This window comes from Rhodanobacter sp. FW101-FHT13A11 (genome assembly GCF_058790335.1).
This window is the reverse complement of sequence record NZ_JBYTCN010000003.1, coordinates 169,461-190,141: the sequence shown is the minus strand read 5'-3', so window position 1 is coordinate 190,141 and position 20,681 is coordinate 169,461. Positions and strand designations below refer to the sequence as shown.

Below are 20,681 nucleotides of genomic sequence, written 5' to 3'. Positions count from 1 at the left end.
GGGAAGGCTCCGGCTGGCAGGGTGAAAAAGCGGTCGCGAAAGCATGCTCGCGCCCAGGTGAAACTACTGTCAGGCGCGGTGCACCGCCGCCAGCACGTCGGTGGCGACCGGGGCGGCCGCGCGCGCGGGGCAGATGTCCCGTACCGCGGCACCCAGCGGCGGCGCCCCGAACCAGGCCAGCGAAGTGGCCAGCGACGCCACTTCGCCCAGGATCAGCAAGGCTGGCGAACGCACCCCGTGAACCACGGCCCGTTCGGCCAGGTTGGCCAGGGTGCCGGTGACCACCCGTTGCTCCGGGCGCGAACCGTTCTCGACCAGGGCGAACGGCGTCGACGGGGCGCGGCCATGCCCGATCAGCCGGGCCTGCAGCTCGCCCAGCCCGGCCACGCCCATGTAGACGGCCAGGGTCTGCCGCTCCTGCGCCAACGCGGCCCAGTCCAGGCTGTCGTGCGAGGATTGGCAGTGCGCGGTGACGAAACGCACCGACTGCGCGTGGTCGCGATGGGTCAGCGGAACGCCTGCATGGGCCGCGCAAGCCACCGCCGCGGTGATGCCGGGCACCACTTCATACGGAATGTCGTGCGCGCGCAGGAACTCCAGTTCCTCGCCGCCGCGGCCGAACACGAACGGGTCGCCGCCCTTCAGCCGCACCACCCGCTTCCCGGCCCGCGCATGCCGCAGCAGCAGCGCGTGGATGCCGTCCTGGGTGGTGTGGTGGTGGCCGGCCTGCTTGCCGACCTCGATCCGCTCGGCGTCGCGCCGGGCCAGTTCCAGCACCTCGGGGCTGACCAGCCGGTCATGCAGGATCACGTCCGCCTCGTTCAGCGCACGCAGCGCGCGCAGGGTCAGCAGGCCCGGATCGCCGGGGCCGGCGCCGACCAGCACCACCGAGCCCGCCCGCGCGGGCGACGGCGCCGCCAGCGCCTGTTCGGCCGCCCGCCACGCCTCGTCCGGCCGGCCCTGGCGCAGCAGCGCGGCGACCGGGCCGGCGAACAGTGCCTCGTAGAAGCCGCGCCGCGCCGCCGGCTGCGGATGGCGCAGGCGGATGCGCCGGCGCAGGCGCGCCGCCAGCGTGGCCAGCGCGCCCAGCGAATGGTCGAGCAGGGTTTCCAGCCGTTCGCGCAGCAGCCGTGCCAGCATCGGCGCCTCGCCGCCGCTGGAGATCGCGATGGTCAGCGGCGCGCGGTCCACCACCGCCGGCACGTGGAAGCTCGACAGCGCCGCATCGTCGACCACGTTGACGAAGATCCGCCGCAATTCGGCGAAGGTGGCGATCAGCCGGTTCAGTTCGGCGTCGGAGGTGGCGGCTACCACCAGCCAGACCCGTTCCAGCCAGGCCTCGCGGAACGCATCGGGACGGTGGGCGATGCGCCCCGCCGCCGCCCAGCGCTGCAGTTGCGGCGTGAGCGTGGGCGCGTTCACCGTGACCTGCGCCTGCGCGCCGAGCAGGGCCGCCACCTTGCGCTCGGCTACCGTGCCGCCGCCCACCACCAGCACGGCACGGCGGGACAGGTCGGCGAACAGGGGATAGAGCTTCATTCGGGTGGAACCGCGTTGCGCAAGGGAGGGCGAAGCCACGCTACGCAGCCGTCACCGCCCCGGCAAATGATTTGCGCTTCCGCCGATATGCCGCCGCGTTATGACGCATGCCGGACCACGCCGCACTTGACCATTTATAAAAATAGACGTATAGACGTCCAATCATGATTTCCCTTTCCAACCAGCACGAACCCGCCCGCAACCCCTGGCCGACCGCCTGTGCCCAGGCTCCACGCACGATGCTGGCTCGCGCCATGCGATGTATCCGTGTTCCGTCCGCGCCCCGATCCCACGATCCCGACCGCCCACGAGACCATCGCCATGACGCTGACCCAATTACGCTACCTCGTTGCCATCGCCGACTCCGGCCTCAACATCACGCTGGCCGCCGAGCGCGTCCACGCCACCCAACCCGGCCTGAGCAAGCGACTCAAGCAGCTTGAGGACGAGCTGGGCTTCCAGCTGTTCGTGCGCAAGGGCAAGAGCCTGGACGCGGTGACCCATGCCGGCCGCCACGTGCTCGAACGCGCCCGCACCATCCTCGCCGAGGTGGCCAACATCCGCTCGATCGCCGCCAACCTGCGCAACGAGGCGCACGGTGAGCTGCGCATCGCCACCACCCACACCCAGGCCCGCTTCGCCCTGCCCACCGCGATCGGCGCGCTGAGCCAGAGCTATCCGCAGGTCAGCGTGCACCTGCAGCCGGGCCGCGACAGCGAAGTACTGGCCCAGCTGGAGGCCGGCCGCGTCGACCTGGCGGTGATCAGCACGGCCGGCGCGCCGCCGGCCACGGGCATCGCGCTGCCGGCCTACCGCTGGCACCGGGTGATCGTGACGCCGCATGGGCATCCGCTGGGCGCACGCGGGCAGCCGCCCACGCTCGACGAGCTGGCCGCCCTGCCGCTGGTCAGCTACGACTCCTCGCTGAAGGCCGACTCGTCGCTGCGGCGCGCGTTCGAGGCCGTCGACCTGCGCCCGCAGATCGCGATGACCGCCGGCGACGCCGACCTGATCAAGACCTACGTGCGCACCGGCCTGGGCGTCGGCGTGCTGGCCGAGATGGCGATGCTGGAAAGCGATACCGACCTGCACGCGCTGCCGGCCGACCATCTGTTCCCCCAGTGCACGACCTGGATCGTGCTGCGCCGCGAGAGCGTGCTGCGCGAATACGTGCTGGAGTTCATCTCGCAATTCGCGCCGCACCTGGACCGCCGCGACGTGGTGCGTGCGCTCGCCGCCGATACCGTGCCGGCCGAGTGGTCGGCGGTGCCGCACTGGCGCGAGCGTTCGCCCGCGGCGCTGCCCGATGCGGCCTGAAGCCTGATCGGCATCCCGCCGCGCCGGATGGGGATGCCGGCGGGTTCGGGGCGGCGAGCCTACGCGAGGCTGTGCAGTCCGCATTCGCGCTTGAGCCCGAAGAAACGGGTGTCCTCGACGTCCATGCCCGGCTCCCAGCGATGGCTGGTGTGGCTGTCGCCGATCGAGACGTAGCCCTGCTGCCACAGCGGGTGGTAGGGCAGGCCGTGGCGCGCGAGGTACTGGCCGATGTCGCGATCGCTCCAGTCGGCCAGCGGGTGGAATTTCCAGCGGCCGTTGCGGATCCCGGCGAACTCGATCGCCGCCCGGCTCCTCGATTGCCCGCGGCGCAGGCCGGCGAACCAACCCACCGCGTGCAGGTCGGCCAGCGCGCGCTGCATCGGCTCGACCTTGCGCAACCGGTTGTAGCGGTCGAGCCCGGCCACGCCCTGCTCCCACAGCCGCCCGTGGCGCGCCTCCATCCAGGCGGGGCTGAGCGGCGAGCTGTATACCTTGAGGTTCAGCCCAAGCCGCCCGGTCAACTCGTCGACGAAGCGATACGTCTCGGGAAACAGGTAGCCGGTGTCGATCAGCACCACCGGCAGCTGCGGCCGCTGCCGCGTCACCAGGTGCAGCGAGACCGCCGACTGCGCGCCGAAGCTGGACGACAGCACGTGCTCGCCGGCGACGTTTTCCAGCGCCCACGCCACCCGGCGTTCGGCATCGAGCCGGGACAGCACGGCGTTCAATTCGGCCAGCGCCCGCGGCTCGTGCGGCGCCTGCTCGAGCAGCGCCGCGCTCACGCGACCAGCTCCGCCGGAATGCGCCGCGACGGCAGCGGCGCGAGGATGCCGGCGCGCAGCAGGAAATCGCCGAAGCCCTCGCCGTCCGTGCGCTCGGCGGCGTAGCGCGCGAACAGCGGATCGAGTGCGGCGAGGATCGCCGCCTCGTCCACGTTCTCGCGGTAGACCTGGTTCAGCCGCTGGCCGCTGAAGTCGGCGCCCAGGCGCAGGTCGTAGCGCCCCGGCCCGCGCCCGACCAGGGCGATCTCGCCGAGGTACGGCCGCGAGCAGCCGTTCGGGCAGCCGGACAGGCGCAGCAGGATCGGCGCGTCGGCGAGGCCGTGATGGTCGAGCCGCGCCTCCAGTTTCGGCAGCAGCGCCGGCAGGTAGCGTTCGCTCTCGGCCATCGCCAAGCCGCAGGTGGGCAGTGCCACGCAGGCGATCGCGTGGCGGCGGATCGCGCTCTGCCGGCGGTAGCCGTCCAGGCCGTGCTCGCGCACGATCGCGTCGATGCGCTCGCGCTCGCCCGCCGCGACGTTGGCCACGATCACGTTCTGGTTGCAGGTCAGGCGGAAGTCGCCGGCATGCGCCTTCGCCAGCTCGCGCAGGCCGGTGAGCCAGCGCCGTTCGCCGGTGTCGGCGAGCCGGCCGGATTCGATATGCAGGGTAAGATGCCAGCGGCCGTCGCCGCCCTCGACCCAGCCGTAGCGGTCACCGTTGTGTTCGAAGCGGTACGCGCGCGGCGCGGCAAGCGCGTACCCAAGGCGCGATTCCAGTTCGGCCTTGAACGCGTCCAGGCCGTGCCGGTCGAGCGTGTACTTCAGCCGCGCGTGCTTGCGTTCGGCGCGGTCGCCCCAGTCGCGCTGCACGCCGATCGCCGCCTCGGCCACGCCGAACAATTGTTCAGGCGTGACGAAGCCGATCACGCTGGCCAGCCGCGGATAGGTGGTGGCGTCGCCATGGGTCGCGCCCATGCCGCCGCCGACGGCGATGTTGAAGCCGCGCAGCACGCCCTGCTCGGCGATCGCGATCAGGCCCAGGTCCTGGGCGAACACGTCGACGTCGTTGAGCGGCGGGATCGCCAGGCCGATCTTGAACTTGCGCGGCAGGTAGGTGGCGCCGTACAGCGGCTCATGCTCTTCCACGGGGCGAGCGCCGCCATGCAGCTTCTCGCCGTCCAGCCAGATCTCGTGATAGGCGTGCGTCTTCGGCGCCAGTTCGGCGGAGAGCCGCGTCGCCCAGGCATACGCCTCGGCGTGCGCGGCCGATTCCACCGGATTCGCCGTGCTGACCACGTTGCGCACCACGTCGCCGCAGGCGGCGATGGTGGTGGCCAGCGCCTCGTGGATCGCCGCGATGGTCGGCTTCAGCCGACGCTTGATGATGCCGTGCCACTGGAAGGTCTGCCGCGTGGTGATGCGCAGCGTGCCGTTGGCATGCTCGCGGGCGATGCGGTCGAACACCAGCCACTGCGCCGGCGTCACCACGCCGCCAGGCAGGCGCGCGCGCAGCATGAACGAGTACGCCGGCTCCAGCTTCTGCCGGCGGCGCTCCTCGCGCAGGTCGCGGTCGTCCTGCTGGTAGCTGCCGTGGAACTTCAGCAGCTTGGTGTCGTCGTCGCCGATCGCGCCGGTGACCGGGTCGGCCAGGCCCTCGGCGATGGTGCCGCGCAGATGGCGGCTGGCCGCCTTGATATGTTCGAGCTGAGAGGTCATGGGGTGCTTTTCTGAAGAGTGCGGCCATGGATGGCCGCTTCTTGACTCTCGCGTTCACGGATGAGCGCAGAAATAAATCTCAGTACACGTCACGGGCGTAGCGGCCCTGTTGCAGGAGATCGCCGAGCCAGGCCTGCGCCTCCTCGGCGGAACGGTGGCCGTGGGCGGCGATCACGTCGACCAGCGCGGCATGCACGTCGCGGGCCATGTGCGTGGAGTCGCCGCAGACGTAGACATGCGCGCCGCCCTGCAGCCACGCGTACAGCTCGGCGCCACGCTCGCGCAAGCGCTGCTGGACGTAGGTTTTTTGCTCGGAGTCGCGGGAAAACGCCAGGTCGAGCCGGTGCAGCGAACCGTCCTGCAGCGCCTGCTGCCACTCCACCTGGTAGAGGAAGTCGCTGGCGAAGTGGCGGTTGCCGAAGAACAGCCAGTTGCGGCCCGCGGCGCCGCTTTCGCGCCGCTCCTGCACGAACGCGCGGAACGGCGCCACGCCGGTGCCGGGGCCGATCATGATGATGTCGCGCGAGCCGTCGGCCGGCAGGCGGAAACGCTCGTTCGGCTCGATGAACACCGGCAGCCTGCCGTCCTCGGCGGCCGCGGCGAGGAACGAGGAGGCCGCGCCCCAGTGCGTGCTGCCGTGCGCCTCGTAATCGACCACGGCCAGGGTCAGGTGCACCTCCTCGCCCACCGCCTTCGCACTGGAGGCGATCGAATACAGCCGCGGCGCCAGCGGCCGCAGCGCGGACAGCAGCGCCTCGGGCTGCCAGGCGGCCGGGTAGCGGCGCAGCAAGTCGATCGGCTGGTCGCCGGCGAGCACCGCGGCCAGCTGCGCCGACCGCTCCGGCTGCAGCAGCCCGGCCAGTTCGTCGTGGCCGCCGGCGGTCGCCAGCGCGGCGATGAAGCCACGATGGAGCCGGGTGATCTCGCGCTCGCCCTCCAGCCATTGCCGCAACGGCAACGCGCGGCCCTGATGGCTCACCTCGACCGCGCCATCGAGCTGCAGCACCTCCAGCCACTGTGCCACCAGCGCGGGCGGATTGCGCGGCCACACGCCCAGCGCGTCGCCGGGCTGGTAGCGCAGGCCGGAGCCTTCCAGCGACAGCTCGACATGCCGCACGTCGCGCGCACTGTCGCGCGCCACGATGCGCTGGTTGGCCAGCACCGCGGCCTGGAACGGCTGCTCGCGCGACCAAGCGCTGCGGCTGGGCACGACGTGCAGCGGGGTCGCCCGCACCGGTGCGCCGGCCTGCCGCAGCCGCTCCCGCGCCTGTTCCAGCGCCTGCTCCACCCACGGCCCGGCCACCGCCTCGAGTTCCACGTCCGCCTCGCCGAAGGCGGCGATGCGGCTGCCGCCCAGCTCGGCCAGCCGCGCGTCGAGCTGGCGCCCGATCGTGCAGAACTGCGGGTAGCTCGAATCGCCCAACCCCAGCACGGCGAACTGCAGCGCCGGCAGCTTCGGGGCGCGCTTGCCGCTGATGAACTCGAACAGGCCGCGCGCGTCGTCCGGCGGTTCGCCGTCGCCCTGGGTGCTGATCACCACGAGCAGGTGGCGTTCCTGCGCCAGCTCGCGCTGCGGGTAGGCATCGGCACGCAACAGCCGCACCGGCAGGCCGGCCGCCTCGCCCCGGCTGGCCAGCTGCTCGGCGATGCGCTTCGCGTTGCCGGTCTGGCTGCCGTAGACGATGCTCAGCCGCTCGGCGGTCCGCCCGGCGACCGCGACGGGGATGTCCTGCGGCGCCTGCGCCGCCTGCGCCGCGCTCCACGCGGCGATCCAGTACAGCTGGGCCGCCGTCAGGCTCTCCAGCTCGCGGATCAGCCTGGTCAGCTTTTCCGCATCCAGGCTCGGCGCTGGAAGGTTCGGCACGGCGACGGTATTCACGATGACTCCATTTGGACGTCCAAACTCTCGATGTGAAAAATATTTTCCGGACGCCCTTCTTGGAAAGGATGTGTCGGCATGTGCATATGCCGAGAGCTTATTTCCGCGCCATGAGGCCGCTTCCGATACTTGCTACACTTTTGCATCGCGCACGGATGTCTCCTGCCATGCCCCCGCTTTCCGAATTCCTCACCTTCGCTGCCGTGGGCGCGTTCGCCCAACTGGTCGACGGCGCGCTGGGCATGGCTTACGGCGTCGTCTCCGCGGCGATGCTGCTTGGGCTGGGGTTGCCGCCGGCCGTGGCCAGCGCCAGCGTGCACTACGCCGAGACCTTCACCTGCGGCGCCTCCGGCCTCAGCCATCTGGCGGCCGGCAACGTGCGGCGGCGGCTGTTCTGGACGCTGGCCATCCCCGGCGTGATCGGCGCCGTGATCGGTGTCTACGTGGTCACCCATGTCCCGGCAAGCTGGATGCGGCTGCTGCTCACCCCCTACATGCTTGGCATGGGCGTGTTCCTGCTGCGGCGGGCGACCCGGGGCGACCGCAGCCATGACGACGTGGTGCCGCGCGCGGCCCGCCCGCTGGGGCTGGTGGCCGGTTTCGCCGATGCCGTGGCCGGCGGCGGCTGGAGCGCCCTGACCGTGACCACCCTGGTCGCCCGCGGCGCCACGCCGCGCACGGTGATCGGCACCGTGCACCTGGCCAAGTGCGTGGTCAGCGCCGCCGCCAGCGTCAGCTTCCTGCTGCACGTCGGCGCCACCAACGGCGTGGCCGTGCTCGGCCTGATCGTCGGGGGCGTGACCGCCGCGCCGCTGGGCGCCCTGCTCGTCCGGCACATGCCGGCACGGGCCGCAACGTTGCTGGCCGCCACCGCGGTGCTGGTGCTGGGGCTCAACACCGTGGTGAAGGCGCTGCACTGACATCGCCCCTGCCGGTCGCCGCTACAATGCGCGCATGACCAAGCCAGCCCCCTTTCCGATCGAAGTCCGCGGCTCCGCGAAACAGCCCCTGGGCATGCCGCCCGCGCGTTTCCTGCGCGATTACTGGCAGAAGCGGCCGCTGCTGGTCCGCAACGCCTTCCCGGATTTCCAGCCGCCGCTGCAGCCGGACGACCTGGCCGGCCTGGCCTGCGAGCCGGCCGCGCTGGCGCGGCTGATCGTGCACGACGAGAAGCGCGACCGCTGGCAGGTCAAATCGGGCCCGCTCGACGAGGCCGACTTCGCCGGTACCCCCGACAGTCATTGGACCCTGCTGGTGCAGGATGTCGACAAGTGGGACGCGGACGTGGCCGGCCTGCTGCAACATTTCCGCTTCCTGCCGAGCTGGCGCGTGGACGACGTGATGGTCTCCTACGCCGAGCCGGGCGGCGGCGTCGGCGCCCACGTCGACCAGTACGACGTGTTCCTGCTGCAGGGCCTGGGCCAGCGCCACTGGGCGATCAGCGACGACCCGCTGGCGCCGAAGGCGTTCCGTCCCGACGTGGAGCTTAAGCAGCTGGTGCATTTCGAGCCGACCCACGAATGGCTGCTGGAGCCGGGCGACATGCTGTACCTGCCGCCGGGCGTGCCGCACGACGGCGTCGCCTTCGGCGGCCCCTGCATGACGTTCTCGGTGGGCATGCGCGCGCCCTCCCAGGCCGAGCTGACCGGCGACCTGGCCGACTACATCGCCGAGCGCCTGCCGGAGGAATTGCGCTATGCCGATCCGGACCTCAGGCCGGCCACCGCCACCGGCGAGATCGACCGCGCCGCGATCGAGCGGCTGAAGGACGCGCTGCCGTTTGCCGCCGCCCTGCGCGAGGAGCTGCTGCGCGACTGGTTCGGCCGCTTCATCACCCGCTACCGCAGCGCGCAGGCGCCGGCGGCACCGGACAGGCCGCTGACCGACGCCGCGCTGGCGAAGCAGCTCGATGCCGGCGCGCAGTTGCTGCGCCACCCGTGGTCGCGGTTCGCCTGGAGCCGCGGCAAGTCCGGCTGCACGCTGTATGCCAACGGGCAGGCATACCCGGCCACGCCGGCGCTGGCGCAGCAGCTGTGCGAGCAGCGCGCGCCCACCGTCGCGCGCAGGCTCGATGCCACCGAGCGCGCCCTGCTGCTGGCCCTGGTCAACGACGGCCACCTGCTGCCGCGCAAACCCCGCCGCCGATGAAACTGCAGGACTTCCACGTCGAGCCCGCCGACTGGTCGCGCACCGACCAGCGCAGCGCCCTGCTCGATCTGCGCGAGGTCGTGTTCATCCGGGAACAGGGGGTGCCCGAGCAGCGCGAGCGCGACGGACTGGATGCGGACTGCTGGCACGTGCTGGCGCGCGACGAGGCCGGCCAGCCGATCGGCTGCGGCCGGCTCACGCCGCAGCACAAGATCGGCCGCATGGCGGTGCTGCCGGCGTGGCGCGGTCGCGGCGTCGGCATGGCGCTGCTGCGCGAACTGGTCGCCCGCGCCCGCGCGCTGGGCTGGCCGCAGGTGGCGCTGGATGCCCAGGTCGGCGCGATCGGCTTCTACGAACGCCAGGGTTTCACCGCATTCGGCGACGAGTTCGAGGACGCCGGCCGGCCGCACCGGGCCATGCGTCTCGAACTGCCCGCGGCTGCCGGCCTGCGGGAGCCGCCGCGCGACGGCATCGCCCTGCCCACCGGCAGCCGCAGCGAGATCGCCGCCGCGCGCCTGCTGCTGCTCGGCGACGCCCGCCACCGGCTCTCCATCCGCCTGCCGCTGCTGGAGAGCGACTGCTACGCCAGCACGGAGGAACTGGCCGAGTTGCGGCGCATCGCGACCTCCGGCCGCGCCGCGCAGATCCGCATCCTGCTGCACGACGCGGCCGCGGCCCAGCGCGACGACCACCGCCTGATCGCGCTGGCGCAGCGCCTGTCCAGTGCGATCCAGATCCGCACGCCGGTGGAGGAGGCCGATCTGGCCTATGCCTCGGCCTGTCTGCTCAACGACACCGGCGGCTATCTGTTCCTGCCCGAGGCGGACCGCGTGCAAGGCCGCGCCTCCCGCCTCGACCGTCCGGCCCAGGTGCCGCTGCAGCAGCATTTCGATGAGGTCTGGGAGCGCTCCGAGCGCGCCAGTGTGCTGCAATCGGTGGATCTCTGAGCCGGCTGGACCGCCGCCCCTTTCCCCCGGGCGACGCCGACCCGCGTGGCAAACCCGCATGAAACCGCAACCTGCGGCGAAACGTGCCTTAGACCATCGTCGAAATGCCCGCCAACAGCCCGTTCCGGGCGGCCCGCGGGTTGCCGCGTCGCAGCAGCCAAAGGCTATAATCGTCGGGATTCTCCCCAGTCATCCGTACGAGCGGTCTGCCGGGCTTGAAAACCGGACGGAAACCGCGACTTCAAAGGTCACACGGATGGCTGCAAGCATCCCTTCCCTGCCGGTGGTGACGTGACTACAAACCTGATCCGCGAGTTCTTCGAATCCTCCCAACTCGCTGGCGGCAACGCCGATTACGTCGAATCTCTGTATGACGCCTGGCTGGCCGACGCCTCGTCGGTACCGGCCGAATGGGCCAGCTACTTTGCCTCCTTCAAGGGCCGCGAATCGGGGGATGTCTCCCACGCCGCGGCCATCGCGCGCATCGAAGCCGCGCAGAAGCAGCGCCACAACGGCGTCGCCGCCGCGCCGGTGAGCGACGAGCACGCGCGCAAGCAGGCCGGCGTGCTGCGCCTGCTCACCGCCTACCGCTCGCGCGGCCACCTCGCCGCCAACCTCGACCCGCTCGGCCTGACCGAGAAGATGCCCGCGCCGGACCTCGGCCTCGCCTTCCATGGCCTCTCCGACGCCGACCTCGATACCGAATTCGACACCGGCAACTACGCCGGCGGCGGCCAGCGCCTGAAACTGCGCGAGCTGCTGGGCCGCCTGCAGAAGACCTACGCCAGCACGATCGGCGCCGAGTTCATGCACATCAGCAACCACGAGCAGCGCAACTGGATCTACAGCCGGCTCGAGCAGGCCACCGGCCGGAGCGGCCTGGACAAGGCCGGCAAGCAGCGCGTGCTGGACGGCCTCACCGCCGCCGAGGGCCTGGAGCGCTACCTCCACACGAAATATGTGGGCCAGAAGCGCTTCTCGCTGGAAGGCGGCGACAGCCTGATCCCGATGCTCGACGACGTGGTGCGCGCCGCCGGCGACAACGGCATCAAGGAGCTGGTGATCGGCATGGCCCACCGCGGCCGCCTCAACGTGCTGGTCAACATCCTGGGCAAGCCGCCGAAGACCCTGTTCGACGAGTTCGAGGGCAGATTCGATCACCCCGACGATCCGGCCCACTCCGGCGACGTGAAGTACCACATGGGCTTTTCCGCCGACGTCAAGACGCCCAAGGGCGGCGTGCACGTGGCGCTGGCGTTCAACCCCTCGCACCTGGAGATCGTCAACCCGGTGGTGACCGGCTCGGTGCACGCGCGCCAGACCCGCCGCCGCGACACCGCGCACACGCAGTCGATGGCCGTGCTGATCCACGGCGACGCCGCGCTGGCCGGCCAGGGCGTGAACATGGAACTGTTCAACATGTCGCAGGCGCGCGGCTTCAGGATCGGCGGCAGCCTGCACGTCGTCATCAACAACCAGGTCGGCTTCACCACCTCCAATCCGCAGGACGCCCGTTCCACCATGTACTGCACCGACCTGGCCAAGATGGTCAACGCGCCGGTGCTGCACGTGAACGGCGACGACCCGGAGGCGGTGATCCTGGTGACCCGGCTTGCCTACGAGTTCCGCAAGACGTTCCGCAAGGACGTGGTGATCGACCTGGTCTGCTACCGCCGCCACGGCCATAACGAGGCCGACGAGCCGGCCGCCACGCAGCCGGTGATGTACCAGATCATCCGCAAGCGCCCGACCGCGCGCGACCTGTACCAGCAGCAGCTGGTGAAGGAAGGCGTGCTGGCCGAGGGCGAGGCCGCGAAGCAGTTCGACGCCTACCGCCAGCGGCTGGAAGCGGGCGCGCCGATGACCGAGCTGGATCCGGCGCCGGTGCGCGACGGCCACGTCGACTGGGCCCGCTTCCTCGGCGGCAAGCTGTCGATGCCGACCGACACCACGGTGCCGAAGCAGAAGCTGCTGGAGCTGGCCGGCAAGATCCTCGCCCTGCCCGCCGGCCTCACCCTGCAGGCCCGCGTGGCGAAGATCTACGAAGACCGCCGCAAGATGGCTGCGGGCGAGCTGCCGGCCGACTGGGGCTTTGCCGAGAACCTCGCCTACGCCACCCTCGTCGACGGCGGCTACGACATGCGCCTGGTCGGCCAGGATTCCGGCCGCGGCACGTTCTTCCACCGCCATGCGGTGCTGCACGACCAGAAGGACGGCCACACTTGGATGCCGCTGGCCAGCGTGCGCGCCGGCGCCGACGTCGAGGTGATCGACTCGCTGCTCAGCGAAGAGGCGGTGATGGCGTTCGAGTACGGCCATTCCACCACCGACCCCGACACGCTCAACATCTGGGAGGCCCAGTTCGGCGACTTCGCCAACGGCGCGCAGGTGGTGATCGACCAGTTCATCAGCTCCGGCGAGGCGAAGTGGAACCGCCTGTGCGGTCTGGTGCTGCTGCTGCCGCACGGCTACGAAGGCCAGGGCCCGGAGCACTCCTCCGCCCGCCTCGAGCGCTTCCTGCAGCTGTGCGCGATGGACAACATGCAGGTCTGCGTGCCGACCACGCCGGCGCAGGATTTCCACATGATCCGCCGGCAGATGCTGCGCCCGGTGCGCAAGCCGCTGATCGTGATGACGCCGAAGTCGCTGCTGCGCCACAAGCTGGCGGTGTCCACGCTGGACGAGCTGGCCGACGGCAGCTTCCAGCTGGTGATCGGCGAGCATCGCGAGCTGGCCGCCAAGAAGGTCAAGCGCGTGGTGCTGTGCTCCGGCAAGGTCTACTACGACCTGCTGGAGGAAGCCGAGAAGCGCGGACTGGCCGACGTGGCGATCGTGCGCGTCGAGCAGCTGTACCCGTTCCCGCGCGCCGAGGTCGGCGCCGAGCTGGACAAGTACCCTTCCGCCAAGGAAGTGATCTGGTGCCAGGAAGAGCCGATGAACCAGGGCGCCTGGTTCCAGATCCGCCACCACCTGCAGGCCTGCATCGGAGCCAAGCACAGCCTCTCCTACGCGGGGCGCGCGCGCTCGCCGGCGCCGGCCGCCGGCCACCACAACACCCATGTCGCCGAACAGGCGGCACTCGTCGAACAGGCGCTGGTCGCCCCGGTCGGCACCGACCACTCCGCGGAGTAAGCTCCTTCGAATAGTGCGGCCACGGATGGCCGCTTTTTGATCTTCGCACTCACGGATGAGTGCCCACCTAAGGGCCCGTTATGTCCATCGAACTCAAAGTCCCCGTCCTGCCTGAGTCCGTCTCCGATGCCACCATCGCCACCTGGCACAAGAAGGCCGGCGACGCGGTGAAGCGCGACGAGAACCTGGTCGACCTCGAAACCGACAAGGTGGTGCTTGAGGTGCCCTCGCCGGTCGACGGCGTGCTGAAGGAAATCAGGCACCAGGTCGGCGACACGGTGAACAGCGAGCAGGTGATCGCGATCATCGAGGCCGGTGCCGTGGCCACCGCCCCGGCCCCCGCGGCGGCGGCACCCGCGCCTGCGCCCGTTGCTGCGGCTCCCGCGCCGGCCGCGCCGAAGGCCGCCGCCAAGGGCACCGAGGATCTTTCCCCGGCCGGCCTGCGCGTGGCCACCGAAGAGAAGATCGACCCGTCCAAGGTCGCCGGCACCGGCCGCGACGGCCGCGTGACCAAGGAAGACCTGGTCAACTACGGCAAGGGCGGCAGCGCCCCGGCCGCCGCCGTACCCGCCGCGAAGCCGACCCCGGGCGCGCGTCCGGAAGAGCGCGTGCCGATGACCCGCATGCGCGCGCGCATCGCCGAGCGCCTGATGCAGTCGAAGAACTCGATCGCCATGCTCACCTCGTTCAACGAGGTGAACCTCGCCGAAGTGGTGAAGATGCGCAAGGCGCTGGGCGACGCGTTCCAAAAGGAACACGGCATCAAGCTCGGCTTCATGAGCTTCTTCGTCAAGGCCGCCGCCGAGGCACTGAAGCGCTATCCGTTCGTCAACGCGTCGGTCGACGGCAACGACGTGGTCTACCACGGCTACCAGGACATCTCGATCGCTGTGTCCACCGACAAGGGCCTGGTCACGCCGGTGCTGCGCGACGTGCAGGACATGAGCTTCGCCGACGTCGAGCAGGGCATCGCCGACTACGCCGCCAAGGCGCGCGCGAACAAGCTGTCGCTGGACGACCTGCAGGGCGGCACGTTCACCATCACCAACGGCGGCACCTTCGGCTCGCTGCTCTCCACCCCGATCGTCAACCCGCCGCAGAGCGCGATCCTCGGCATGCACACGATCAAGGAGCGCCCCATCGTCGAGAACGGCCAGATCATCGCCGCGCCGATGATGTACATCGCGCTCAGCTACGACCACCGCATCATCGACGGCAAGGACGCGGTGCTGTTCCTGGTCGACATCAAGAACCAGTTGGAGAACCCGCAGCGCATGTTGCTCGGCCTCTAATCGCCGTCCTGCCTTGATCGCCTCGGCGATCAAGGCAGATCGGCAACGAGGCTCTCTGTCTGAATTTTGTGGATGCATCGTTTTCAAGTGTTGCGTTTTCAGTCTTGATGCCCACCTCCGCTACATCCGCGAGTGAACTGACTCGCCGAAAAGGAAGATTTTCATGAGCGACAAATTCGACGTCATCGTCATCGGCGCCGGCCCGGCCGGCTATGTGGCCGCGATCCGCGCCGCGCAGCTGGGCCTGAAGACGGCCTGCGTCGACGCGTTCGCCGGCAAAGACGGCAAGCAGGCACTCGGCGGCACCTGCCTCAACGTGGGCTGCATCCCGTCCAAGGCGCTGCTCGATTCCTCGCGCCAGTTCCACAACCTCACGCACAACTTCGGTGTGCACGGCATCACCGCCGACAACGCGAAGATCGACGTGCCCACCTTCGTCGGCCGCAAGGACAAGATCGTCAAGCAGTTCACCGGCGGCGTGGCGCAGCTGTTCAAGGCGAACAAGATCACGCCGTACTTCGGTACCGGCAAGCTGCTCAAGGGCAACAACGTCGAGATCACTGGTGCCGATGGCGCCAAGCAGACGATCAGTGCGACCAACGTCATCCTCGCTTCCGGCTCGGTGCCGATCGAGCTGCCGTTCGCGAAATTCGACGGCAAGGCGATCGTCGACAACGCCGGCGCGCTGGACTTCACCGAAGTGCCGAAGCGCCTGGGCGTGATCGGTGCGGGCGTGATCGGCCTGGAACTGGGCAGCGTGTGGAAGCGCCTGGGTGCCGAAGTCACCATCATCGAGGCGCTGCCGGAGTTCCTCTCGGTGGCCGATGCCGACGTGGCCAAGATCGCTGCCAAGGAATTTGCCAAGCAGGGCCTGACCATCAAGCTCAACGCCAAGCTCAACAAGGCCGAGGTGAAGAAGGATGGCGTGCACCTCACCTATACCGACAAGGATGGCGAGCAGCAGCTCGTCGTCGACAAGCTGCTGGTGGCCGTGGGCCGCCGTGCCTACACCGCCGGCCTGCTGGCCGACGACACCGGCGTGAAGCTGGACGAGCGCGGCCGCATCGTGGTCGACGAGCACAACCACACCGGCGTCGACGGCGTGTGGGCGATCGGCGACGCGGTGCGCGGCCCGATGCTGGCGCACAAGGGCTCCGAGGAAGGCGTGGCGGTGGCCGAGTGGATCGCCGGCAAGGCCGGCCACGTCAACCTCGACACCGTGCCGTGGGTGATCTACACCGAGCCGGAAATCGCCTGGGCCGGCAAGACCGAGAAGGAACTGAAGGACGCCGGCATCCCGTACAAGGTCGGCACTTTTCCGTTCGCCGCCATCGGCCGCGCCGTCGCGATGAACGAGGCCGTAGGCCAGGTGAAGATGCTCGCCCACGCCGAAACCGACCGCATCCTCGGCGTGCACATGGTCGGCCCGGGCGTCTCCGAGCTGATCGCCGAGTGCGTGGTGGCGATGGAGTTCAAGGGCTCGTCCGAGGACCTGGCGCGCATCGTCCATGCCCACCCGACCCTGTCCGAGGCCGTGCACGAGGCCGCGTTGTCGGTCGACAAGCGCGCCATCCACAAGGGCAATTGATCGCCGGGGGCACCACACCAACACGGCCCGCTCGTGGCGACATGGGCGGGCCGTTTCGTCTGCTGTAGGAGCCCGCTTGCGGGCGATGCTTCTGCTCTGATCCCAACCAAGAGCATCGCCCGCAAGCGGGCTCCTACGAAAACGCGTTTCAACGGAATCCGCATGCCCCAACCCACCGCCATCTGCGTCTACTGCGGCTCCAGCAGCGGCCGGCATCCCGAGTACGCCGAACAGGCGCGCGCCTTCGGCACGGAAATGGCCCGGCGCGGCATCGCGCTGGTCTATGGCGGCGGCAAGGTCGGCCTGATGGGCGTGGTGGCCGATGCGGTGCTCGCCGGTGGCGGCAGGGTGATCGGCGTGATTCCGCGCCAGCTGGTGGAACTCGAGGTGGCGCATCCGGGCCTGAGCGAGCTGGTGGTGGTCGAGACCATGCACCAGCGCAAGACGCGCATGTACGAACTGTCCGATGCCTTCGTCGCCCTGCCCGGCGGCTTCGGCACGATGGACGAGATGTTCGAGATGCTGACCTGGGCCCAGCTCGGCCTGCACCGCTACCCCTGCGCCTTCCTCGACGTGCGCGGCTACTACCGCGACCTGCGCACGATGATGGAGCACATGGTCGACGAGCGCTTCGTGCGCCCCGAGCAGCGCGACAGCATCTGGTTCGGCGGCGAGATAGCCACCCTGTTCGACTGGATGCAGACCTACCAGGGCAGCTACATCCCCAAGTGGATCGACACCAGCAGCGTCAGCGCCTGAACGGCTGCCGAGGGACATCGAGATGACCAGCTTCCGCGCGTTCCGCATCCACAACGACGACGCCGGCTACCGCGCCGGCATCGAGGCCATGGGCACCGACGCGCTCTCGCCCGGCGAAGTGCTGGTCAAGGTGGCGTACTCCTCGGTCAACTACAAGGATGCGCTGGCCGGCACCGGCAAGGGCCGGATCCTGCGCAATTACCCGCTGAACGGCGGCATCGACGCTGCCGGCCACGTGGTCGCCTCGACCGATCCCGCCTTCAGGGAAGGCGACGCGGTGCTGTGCACCGGCAGCGGCCTGTCCGAGACGCGCGACGGCGGCTACGGCGAATACGCGCGCCTCGACGCACGCTGGACGATCCCGCTGCCGGCCGGCCTGGACCTGCGCGAAAGCATGATCATCGGCACCGCCGGCTTCACCGCGGCACTGGCGCTGCTGCGCATGCAGGACAACCGGCAGACGCCCGCGCTGGGCCCGGTCGCGGTAACCGGCGCCAGCGGCGGCGTCGGCATGCTGGCAATCGACATCTTCAGCCGCGCCGGCTACGAGGTACATGCGATCAGCGGCAAGGCCGACCACTTCGATTTCCTGCGCGGCCTCGGCGCCAGCGAGTGCGTCGACCGCCACCAGCTCGCCTTCAGCGGCAAGCCGATGGACTCCGCCCGCTTCGGCGGCGCGCTGGACAACGTCGGCGGCAGCATGCTCGGCGGCCTGCTGCCGCTGGTCAGCCCGTACGGCAACGTGGCGATCTGCGGCAACGCCGGCGGCGTCGCCTTCGACAGCACGGTGATGCCGTTCATCATCCGCGGCGTGAGCCTGCTCGGCATCGCCTCGGCCGGCACCGCGCGCGATCTCCGCGACAGGGTCTGGCGGCAGCTCGCCGGCGACTGGAAGCCGCGGCACCTCGACCGTATCGCCGCCCGTGAAACCGGCCTCGACGAATTGCCCGGCGTGTTTGCGCGTATGCTCGCCGGTGATTCCTTCGGCCGCACCGTGGTGCGCATCGGCAACACGGTTTGACGAAACCGTGCTTGGAAGTACCATCGCCACGGCTTAGAATTATCGAAACTCGCAGGGGATTATCACCTTATGGCACGCATCCTGATCGTCGACGACTCCCCGTCGCAACTGCTTGGCATCAAGCGGATCGTCGAAAAACTCGGGCATGAGACCCTTTCCGCCGAGGACGGTGCCGCCGGCGTGGAAGTGGCCAAGGCGGAGAAGCCCGACCTGATCCTGATGGACGTGGTGATGCCCAACCTCAACGGTTTCCAGGCCACCCGCACGATCAGCAAGAATGCCGAGACCGCGCATATCCCGATCATCCTGGTGACCACCAAGGATCAGGAAACCGACCGGGTCTGGGGCATGCGCCAGGGCGCCAAGGCCTACGTGACCAAGCCGATCAAGGAAGAGGAACTGCTCAAGGCGCTGCAGGAATTCCTGCCCGGCTGATCCCCGCCGCACCGGCTTCTGCGAAAACGGCGCCCACGGGCGCCGTTTTCATTCGTGCGATCCGCCGGCTCAATGGCGCGGATCGAAACCCTTGAACGCCTCATGCAGCGCCTCGTAGGTGGCGCGCTGCTTGTCGCTGTCGGCCGGTGGCGTGCGAATCGACAGCTCCACCAGCTGGTCGCCCGGATGCGCGCCCGGCATGCCGCGCCCCTTCAGGCGCAGCTTGCGGCCCGATTGCGAGCCCGCCGGGATGCGCAGGTCGACCGTGCCGGCCAGGGTCGGCACCGGCACGGTAGCGCCCAGCGCCGCTTCCCACGGGGCGATCGGCAACACGTGCACCACGTTGTGGCCGTCCAGACGGAAACGCGCATCGTCACGGATGCCCACCTCCAGCAGCAGGTCGCCGTTCGGTCCGCCGGCGGCGCCGCTGCGACCCTGGCCGGACAGGCGGATCACCTGTCCCGGCTGGATCCCGGCGGGAATCTTCACCTCCAGCACGCGCTCGCCACCGGCCGGATCCTGCATCGCCAGCCGCGTGCGGCCGCCGTCGAACGCGGTCTGCAGGTCGATCTGCACCGAAGCCTGCACATCCTGGCCGCGTCGCGGCCGCGGCTGGCCGCGGTGGCCGCCGCCGGCGCGGCCGAACAGGCTCTCGAAGAAATCGCTGAAGTCGCCGTCGTCACCGCCGCCGAAACCCTGCTGGCCCTGCCAGCCGGGCGGCGGCCGGAACTGCTCGCCCTGCCGGTAGCCGCCGGCGCGCAGCTGGTCGTAGGAACGCCGCTTCTCCGCATCCCTGAGCACTTCGTTGGCCTCGTTGACCGCCTTGAATTTCTCCTCGGCACCGGCCTCCTTGTTCTTGTCGGGGTGGTACTTGCGCGCCAGCTTGCGATACGCCGCCTTGATCTCGGCCTCGCTCGCATCGGGCTTCACACCCAAAATCTCGTAATAGTCTTTGAATTCCACGCACCACTCCCGCCGATTCGATCCCTTCCACACGCGACGACCTGCCGCGGATCATTGTCCGCGGCAGGTCGCCTCCGCAATACTCGCGGGGTGTCTCAGCTGCCGGTATTGATGGTGATGCGGCGCGGCGTGGTCTCCGCCTTCTTTGGAATGACGATCTCCAGCACGCCATCCTTGCCATGCGCGGTGACGCCGTCGGCATCGGCACTGTCGGGCAGCGCAAAGCGGCGGTAGAACAGGCCGTGCGAACGCTCCAGCCGGGTGAACTTGCCGTTCTGCTCGCGGTTCTCCACGGTGCGTTCGCCCTTGATGGTAAGGATGCCCTTCTCCATGCTCACCTCGATCTCCTCCGGATCCACGCCCGGAATGTCGGCGTAGATCACGAAGCGCTTGTCCTCTTCCTTGATGTCCACCCGCGGCGCCCACTGGCTGGTCACCACGTTGGACTGGTCCGCCTCGGCCGGGTTGCCGAGCAGGCGGTCGAAAGCCTCGCGGATGTCGCCGATATTGGCCATGTTGGCCGGGCTCCACGGAAAATTGCGACTCAGATTCATGCTCGTATCTCCTCGTCGATAGGGATTTTGCGGCTCGACGCCGCCTGTCCAGGAAGTGGGTTTTCATGGCTCCCGATTCAAGGCGACAAGCCTCATCCCGTGGCGCTAGCATGGCGGGGCCGCCAACGGAGGAAACTATCGCCATGACCATCCAGATCGGCCAGTCGCTGCCGGATGTCGAGCTGTCGGCGGTCGGCGAGGAGATCCGCCCCTGCCGCACCGGCGAACTGTTTGCCGCAAACCGCGTGGTGCTGTTCGCCGTCCCCGGCGCCTTCACGCCGACCTGTTCCAGCCGGCATCTCCCCGGCTACGCGCAACGCTACGCCGACTTCCACGAAGCCGGGGTGAAGGTGATGTGCCTGGCGGTCAACGATGCCTACGTGATGCAGGCCTGGGCCCGCGCCCAGCAGGTTCCTCCAGGCCTGCTGATGCTGGCCGACGGCAACGCCAGCTTCACCCGCGCGCTGGGCCTGGAACTGGACGGCACCGCCTTCGGCATGGGCCTGCGCGCGCGGCGTTTTGCGCTGTACGCGGAAGACGGCGTGGTGCGCCTGCTGCAGGTCGAGGCGCCCGGCGAACTGCGGGTCTCCAGCGCCGAGGCGATGCTGGCGGCGATCGGCCGCTAAAGGAA

General features: G+C 69.5%; 16 protein-coding genes and 1 pseudogene. 11 read left to right on the top strand and 6 right to left on the bottom strand.

The window, feature by feature from the left end; genetic code table 11:
- Window positions 1-69: 69 nt before the first annotated feature.
- Window positions 70-1,539 carry a siroheme synthase CysG gene (cysG, locus tag AC3WRN_RS05260; RefSeq protein ID WP_492622179.1) on the bottom strand — a complete coding sequence of 490 codons (1,470 nt, stop codon included), beginning with the start codon at window positions 1,537-1,539 and terminating at the stop codon, window positions 70-72.
- A 321-nt stretch (window positions 1,540-1,860) separates the two neighbouring features.
- Between cysG and AC3WRN_RS05255 the strand changes: the two genes are divergently transcribed.
- Window positions 1,861-2,856, top strand: coding sequence for a LysR substrate-binding domain-containing protein (locus AC3WRN_RS05255; RefSeq protein ID WP_492622267.1), 996 nt, complete (start codon window positions 1,861-1,863; stop codon window positions 2,854-2,856).
- A gap of 59 nt (window positions 2,857-2,915) precedes the next feature.
- Here AC3WRN_RS05255 and AC3WRN_RS05250 read toward each other — a convergent pair whose 3' ends face one another.
- The 3 genes and pseudogenes from AC3WRN_RS05250 to AC3WRN_RS05240 all read right to left on the bottom strand — a co-directional run bounded on the left by AC3WRN_RS05250 (window position 2,916) and on the right by AC3WRN_RS05240 (window position 7,211).
- Window positions 2,916-3,638: a phosphoadenylyl-sulfate reductase gene (locus tag AC3WRN_RS05250; protein WP_492622178.1), complete on the bottom strand. Its 723-nt coding sequence runs from the start codon at window positions 3,636-3,638 to the stop codon at window positions 2,916-2,918.
- Window positions 3,635-5,335, bottom strand: a pseudogene (gene cysI / locus AC3WRN_RS05245) (assimilatory sulfite reductase (NADPH) hemoprotein subunit); the annotation flags it as partial. The gene AC3WRN_RS05250 and the pseudogene cysI, both read right to left, overlap by 4 nt.
- 76 nt (window positions 5,336-5,411) lie before the next feature.
- Window positions 5,412-7,211: an assimilatory sulfite reductase (NADPH) flavoprotein subunit gene (locus tag AC3WRN_RS05240; protein ID WP_492622177.1), complete on the bottom strand. Its 1,800-nt coding sequence runs from the start codon at window positions 7,209-7,211 to the stop codon at window positions 5,412-5,414.
- Between the two features lie 167 nt (window positions 7,212-7,378).
- Between AC3WRN_RS05240 and AC3WRN_RS05235 the strand changes: the two genes are divergently transcribed.
- From AC3WRN_RS05235 to pilH, 9 genes are all read left to right on the top strand, one after another.
- Window positions 7,379-8,131, top strand: a complete 753-nt coding sequence (locus AC3WRN_RS05235; RefSeq protein WP_068090998.1) for a sulfite exporter TauE/SafE family protein — start codon at window positions 7,379-7,381, stop codon at window positions 8,129-8,131.
- A 34-nt stretch (window positions 8,132-8,165) separates the two neighbouring features.
- A complete protein-coding gene (locus tag AC3WRN_RS05230; RefSeq protein ID WP_068091000.1) occupies window positions 8,166-9,359 on the top strand; it encodes a cupin domain-containing protein in 1,194 nt (397 codons plus the stop codon).
- Window positions 9,356-10,306 (top strand): GNAT family N-acetyltransferase, encoded by a 951-nt coding sequence (locus AC3WRN_RS05225; protein ID WP_492622176.1) that lies wholly within the window; start codon window positions 9,356-9,358, stop codon window positions 10,304-10,306. The genes AC3WRN_RS05230 and AC3WRN_RS05225 overlap by 4 nt, the downstream gene beginning before the upstream one ends.
- A gap of 291 nt (window positions 10,307-10,597) precedes the next feature.
- Entirely contained in the window at window positions 10,598-13,438 is a 2,841-nt protein-coding gene (locus AC3WRN_RS05220) for a 2-oxoglutarate dehydrogenase E1 component (RefSeq protein ID WP_492622175.1), read from the top strand.
- Window positions 13,439-13,518: 80 nt separating this feature from the next.
- A complete protein-coding gene (gene odhB / locus AC3WRN_RS05215) occupies window positions 13,519-14,730 on the top strand; it encodes a 2-oxoglutarate dehydrogenase complex dihydrolipoyllysine-residue succinyltransferase (protein WP_492622174.1) in 1,212 nt (403 codons plus the stop codon).
- A gap of 163 nt (window positions 14,731-14,893) precedes the next feature.
- On the top strand, window positions 14,894-16,318 hold the full coding sequence (gene lpdA, locus AC3WRN_RS05210; RefSeq protein WP_492622173.1) for a dihydrolipoyl dehydrogenase: 1,425 nt from the start codon (window positions 14,894-14,896) through the stop codon (window positions 16,316-16,318).
- A 162-nt stretch (window positions 16,319-16,480) separates the two neighbouring features.
- Window positions 16,481-17,077, top strand: coding sequence for an LOG family protein (locus AC3WRN_RS05205; protein ID WP_492622172.1), 597 nt, complete (start codon window positions 16,481-16,483; stop codon window positions 17,075-17,077).
- A gap of 22 nt (window positions 17,078-17,099) precedes the next feature.
- Window positions 17,100-18,098, top strand: coding sequence for a YhdH/YhfP family quinone oxidoreductase (locus AC3WRN_RS05200; RefSeq protein WP_068091011.1), 999 nt, complete (start codon window positions 17,100-17,102; stop codon window positions 18,096-18,098).
- Between the two features lie 69 nt (window positions 18,099-18,167).
- Window positions 18,168-18,533: a twitching motility response regulator PilH gene (gene pilH, locus AC3WRN_RS05195; protein ID WP_008435575.1), complete on the top strand. Its 366-nt coding sequence runs from the start codon at window positions 18,168-18,170 to the stop codon at window positions 18,531-18,533.
- A 69-nt stretch (window positions 18,534-18,602) separates the two neighbouring features.
- Here the strand turns inward: pilH and AC3WRN_RS05190 are convergent, their stop codons facing one another.
- On the bottom strand, window positions 18,603-19,496 hold the full coding sequence (locus AC3WRN_RS05190) for a DnaJ C-terminal domain-containing protein (protein ID WP_492622171.1): 894 nt from the start codon (window positions 19,494-19,496) through the stop codon (window positions 18,603-18,605).
- Between the two features lie 95 nt (window positions 19,497-19,591).
- Window positions 19,592-20,050, bottom strand: coding sequence for an Hsp20/alpha crystallin family protein (locus AC3WRN_RS05185; protein WP_492622170.1), 459 nt, complete (start codon window positions 20,048-20,050; stop codon window positions 19,592-19,594).
- A gap of 143 nt (window positions 20,051-20,193) precedes the next feature.
- Between AC3WRN_RS05185 and AC3WRN_RS05180 the strand changes: the two genes are divergently transcribed.
- On the top strand, window positions 20,194-20,676 hold the full coding sequence (locus AC3WRN_RS05180; protein ID WP_492622169.1) for a peroxiredoxin: 483 nt from the start codon (window positions 20,194-20,196) through the stop codon (window positions 20,674-20,676).
- The last annotated feature ends 5 nt before the right edge of the window (window positions 20,677-20,681 follow it).

Excerpts from the sequence above, each read along its gene's own strand:
- cysG (WP_492622179.1), bottom strand. The coding sequence starts at position 1,539 with ATGAAGCTCTATCCCCTGTTCGCCGACCTGTCCCGCCGTGCCGTGCTG.
- AC3WRN_RS05255 (WP_492622267.1), top strand. The coding sequence starts at position 1,861 with ATGACGCTGACCCAATTACGCTACCTCGTTGCCATCGCCGACTCCGGC.
- AC3WRN_RS05235 (WP_068090998.1), top strand. The coding sequence starts at position 7,379 with ATGCCCCCGCTTTCCGAATTCCTCACCTTCGCTGCCGTGGGCGCGTTC.
- AC3WRN_RS05230 (WP_068091000.1), top strand. The coding sequence starts at position 8,166 with ATGACCAAGCCAGCCCCCTTTCCGATCGAAGTCCGCGGCTCCGCGAAA.
- AC3WRN_RS05225 (WP_492622176.1), top strand. The coding sequence starts at position 9,356 with ATGAAACTGCAGGACTTCCACGTCGAGCCCGCCGACTGGTCGCGCACC.
- odhB (WP_492622174.1), top strand. The coding sequence starts at position 13,519 with ATGTCCATCGAACTCAAAGTCCCCGTCCTGCCTGAGTCCGTCTCCGAT.
- lpdA (WP_492622173.1), top strand. The coding sequence starts at position 14,894 with ATGAGCGACAAATTCGACGTCATCGTCATCGGCGCCGGCCCGGCCGGC.
- AC3WRN_RS05205 (WP_492622172.1), top strand. The coding sequence starts at position 16,481 with ATGCCCCAACCCACCGCCATCTGCGTCTACTGCGGCTCCAGCAGCGGC.
- AC3WRN_RS05200 (WP_068091011.1), top strand. The coding sequence starts at position 17,100 with ATGACCAGCTTCCGCGCGTTCCGCATCCACAACGACGACGCCGGCTAC.
- pilH (WP_008435575.1), top strand. The coding sequence starts at position 18,168 with ATGGCACGCATCCTGATCGTCGACGACTCCCCGTCGCAACTGCTTGGC.
- AC3WRN_RS05185 (WP_492622170.1), bottom strand. The coding sequence starts at position 20,050 with ATGAATCTGAGTCGCAATTTTCCGTGGAGCCCGGCCAACATGGCCAAT.
- AC3WRN_RS05180 (WP_492622169.1), top strand. The coding sequence starts at position 20,194 with ATGACCATCCAGATCGGCCAGTCGCTGCCGGATGTCGAGCTGTCGGCG.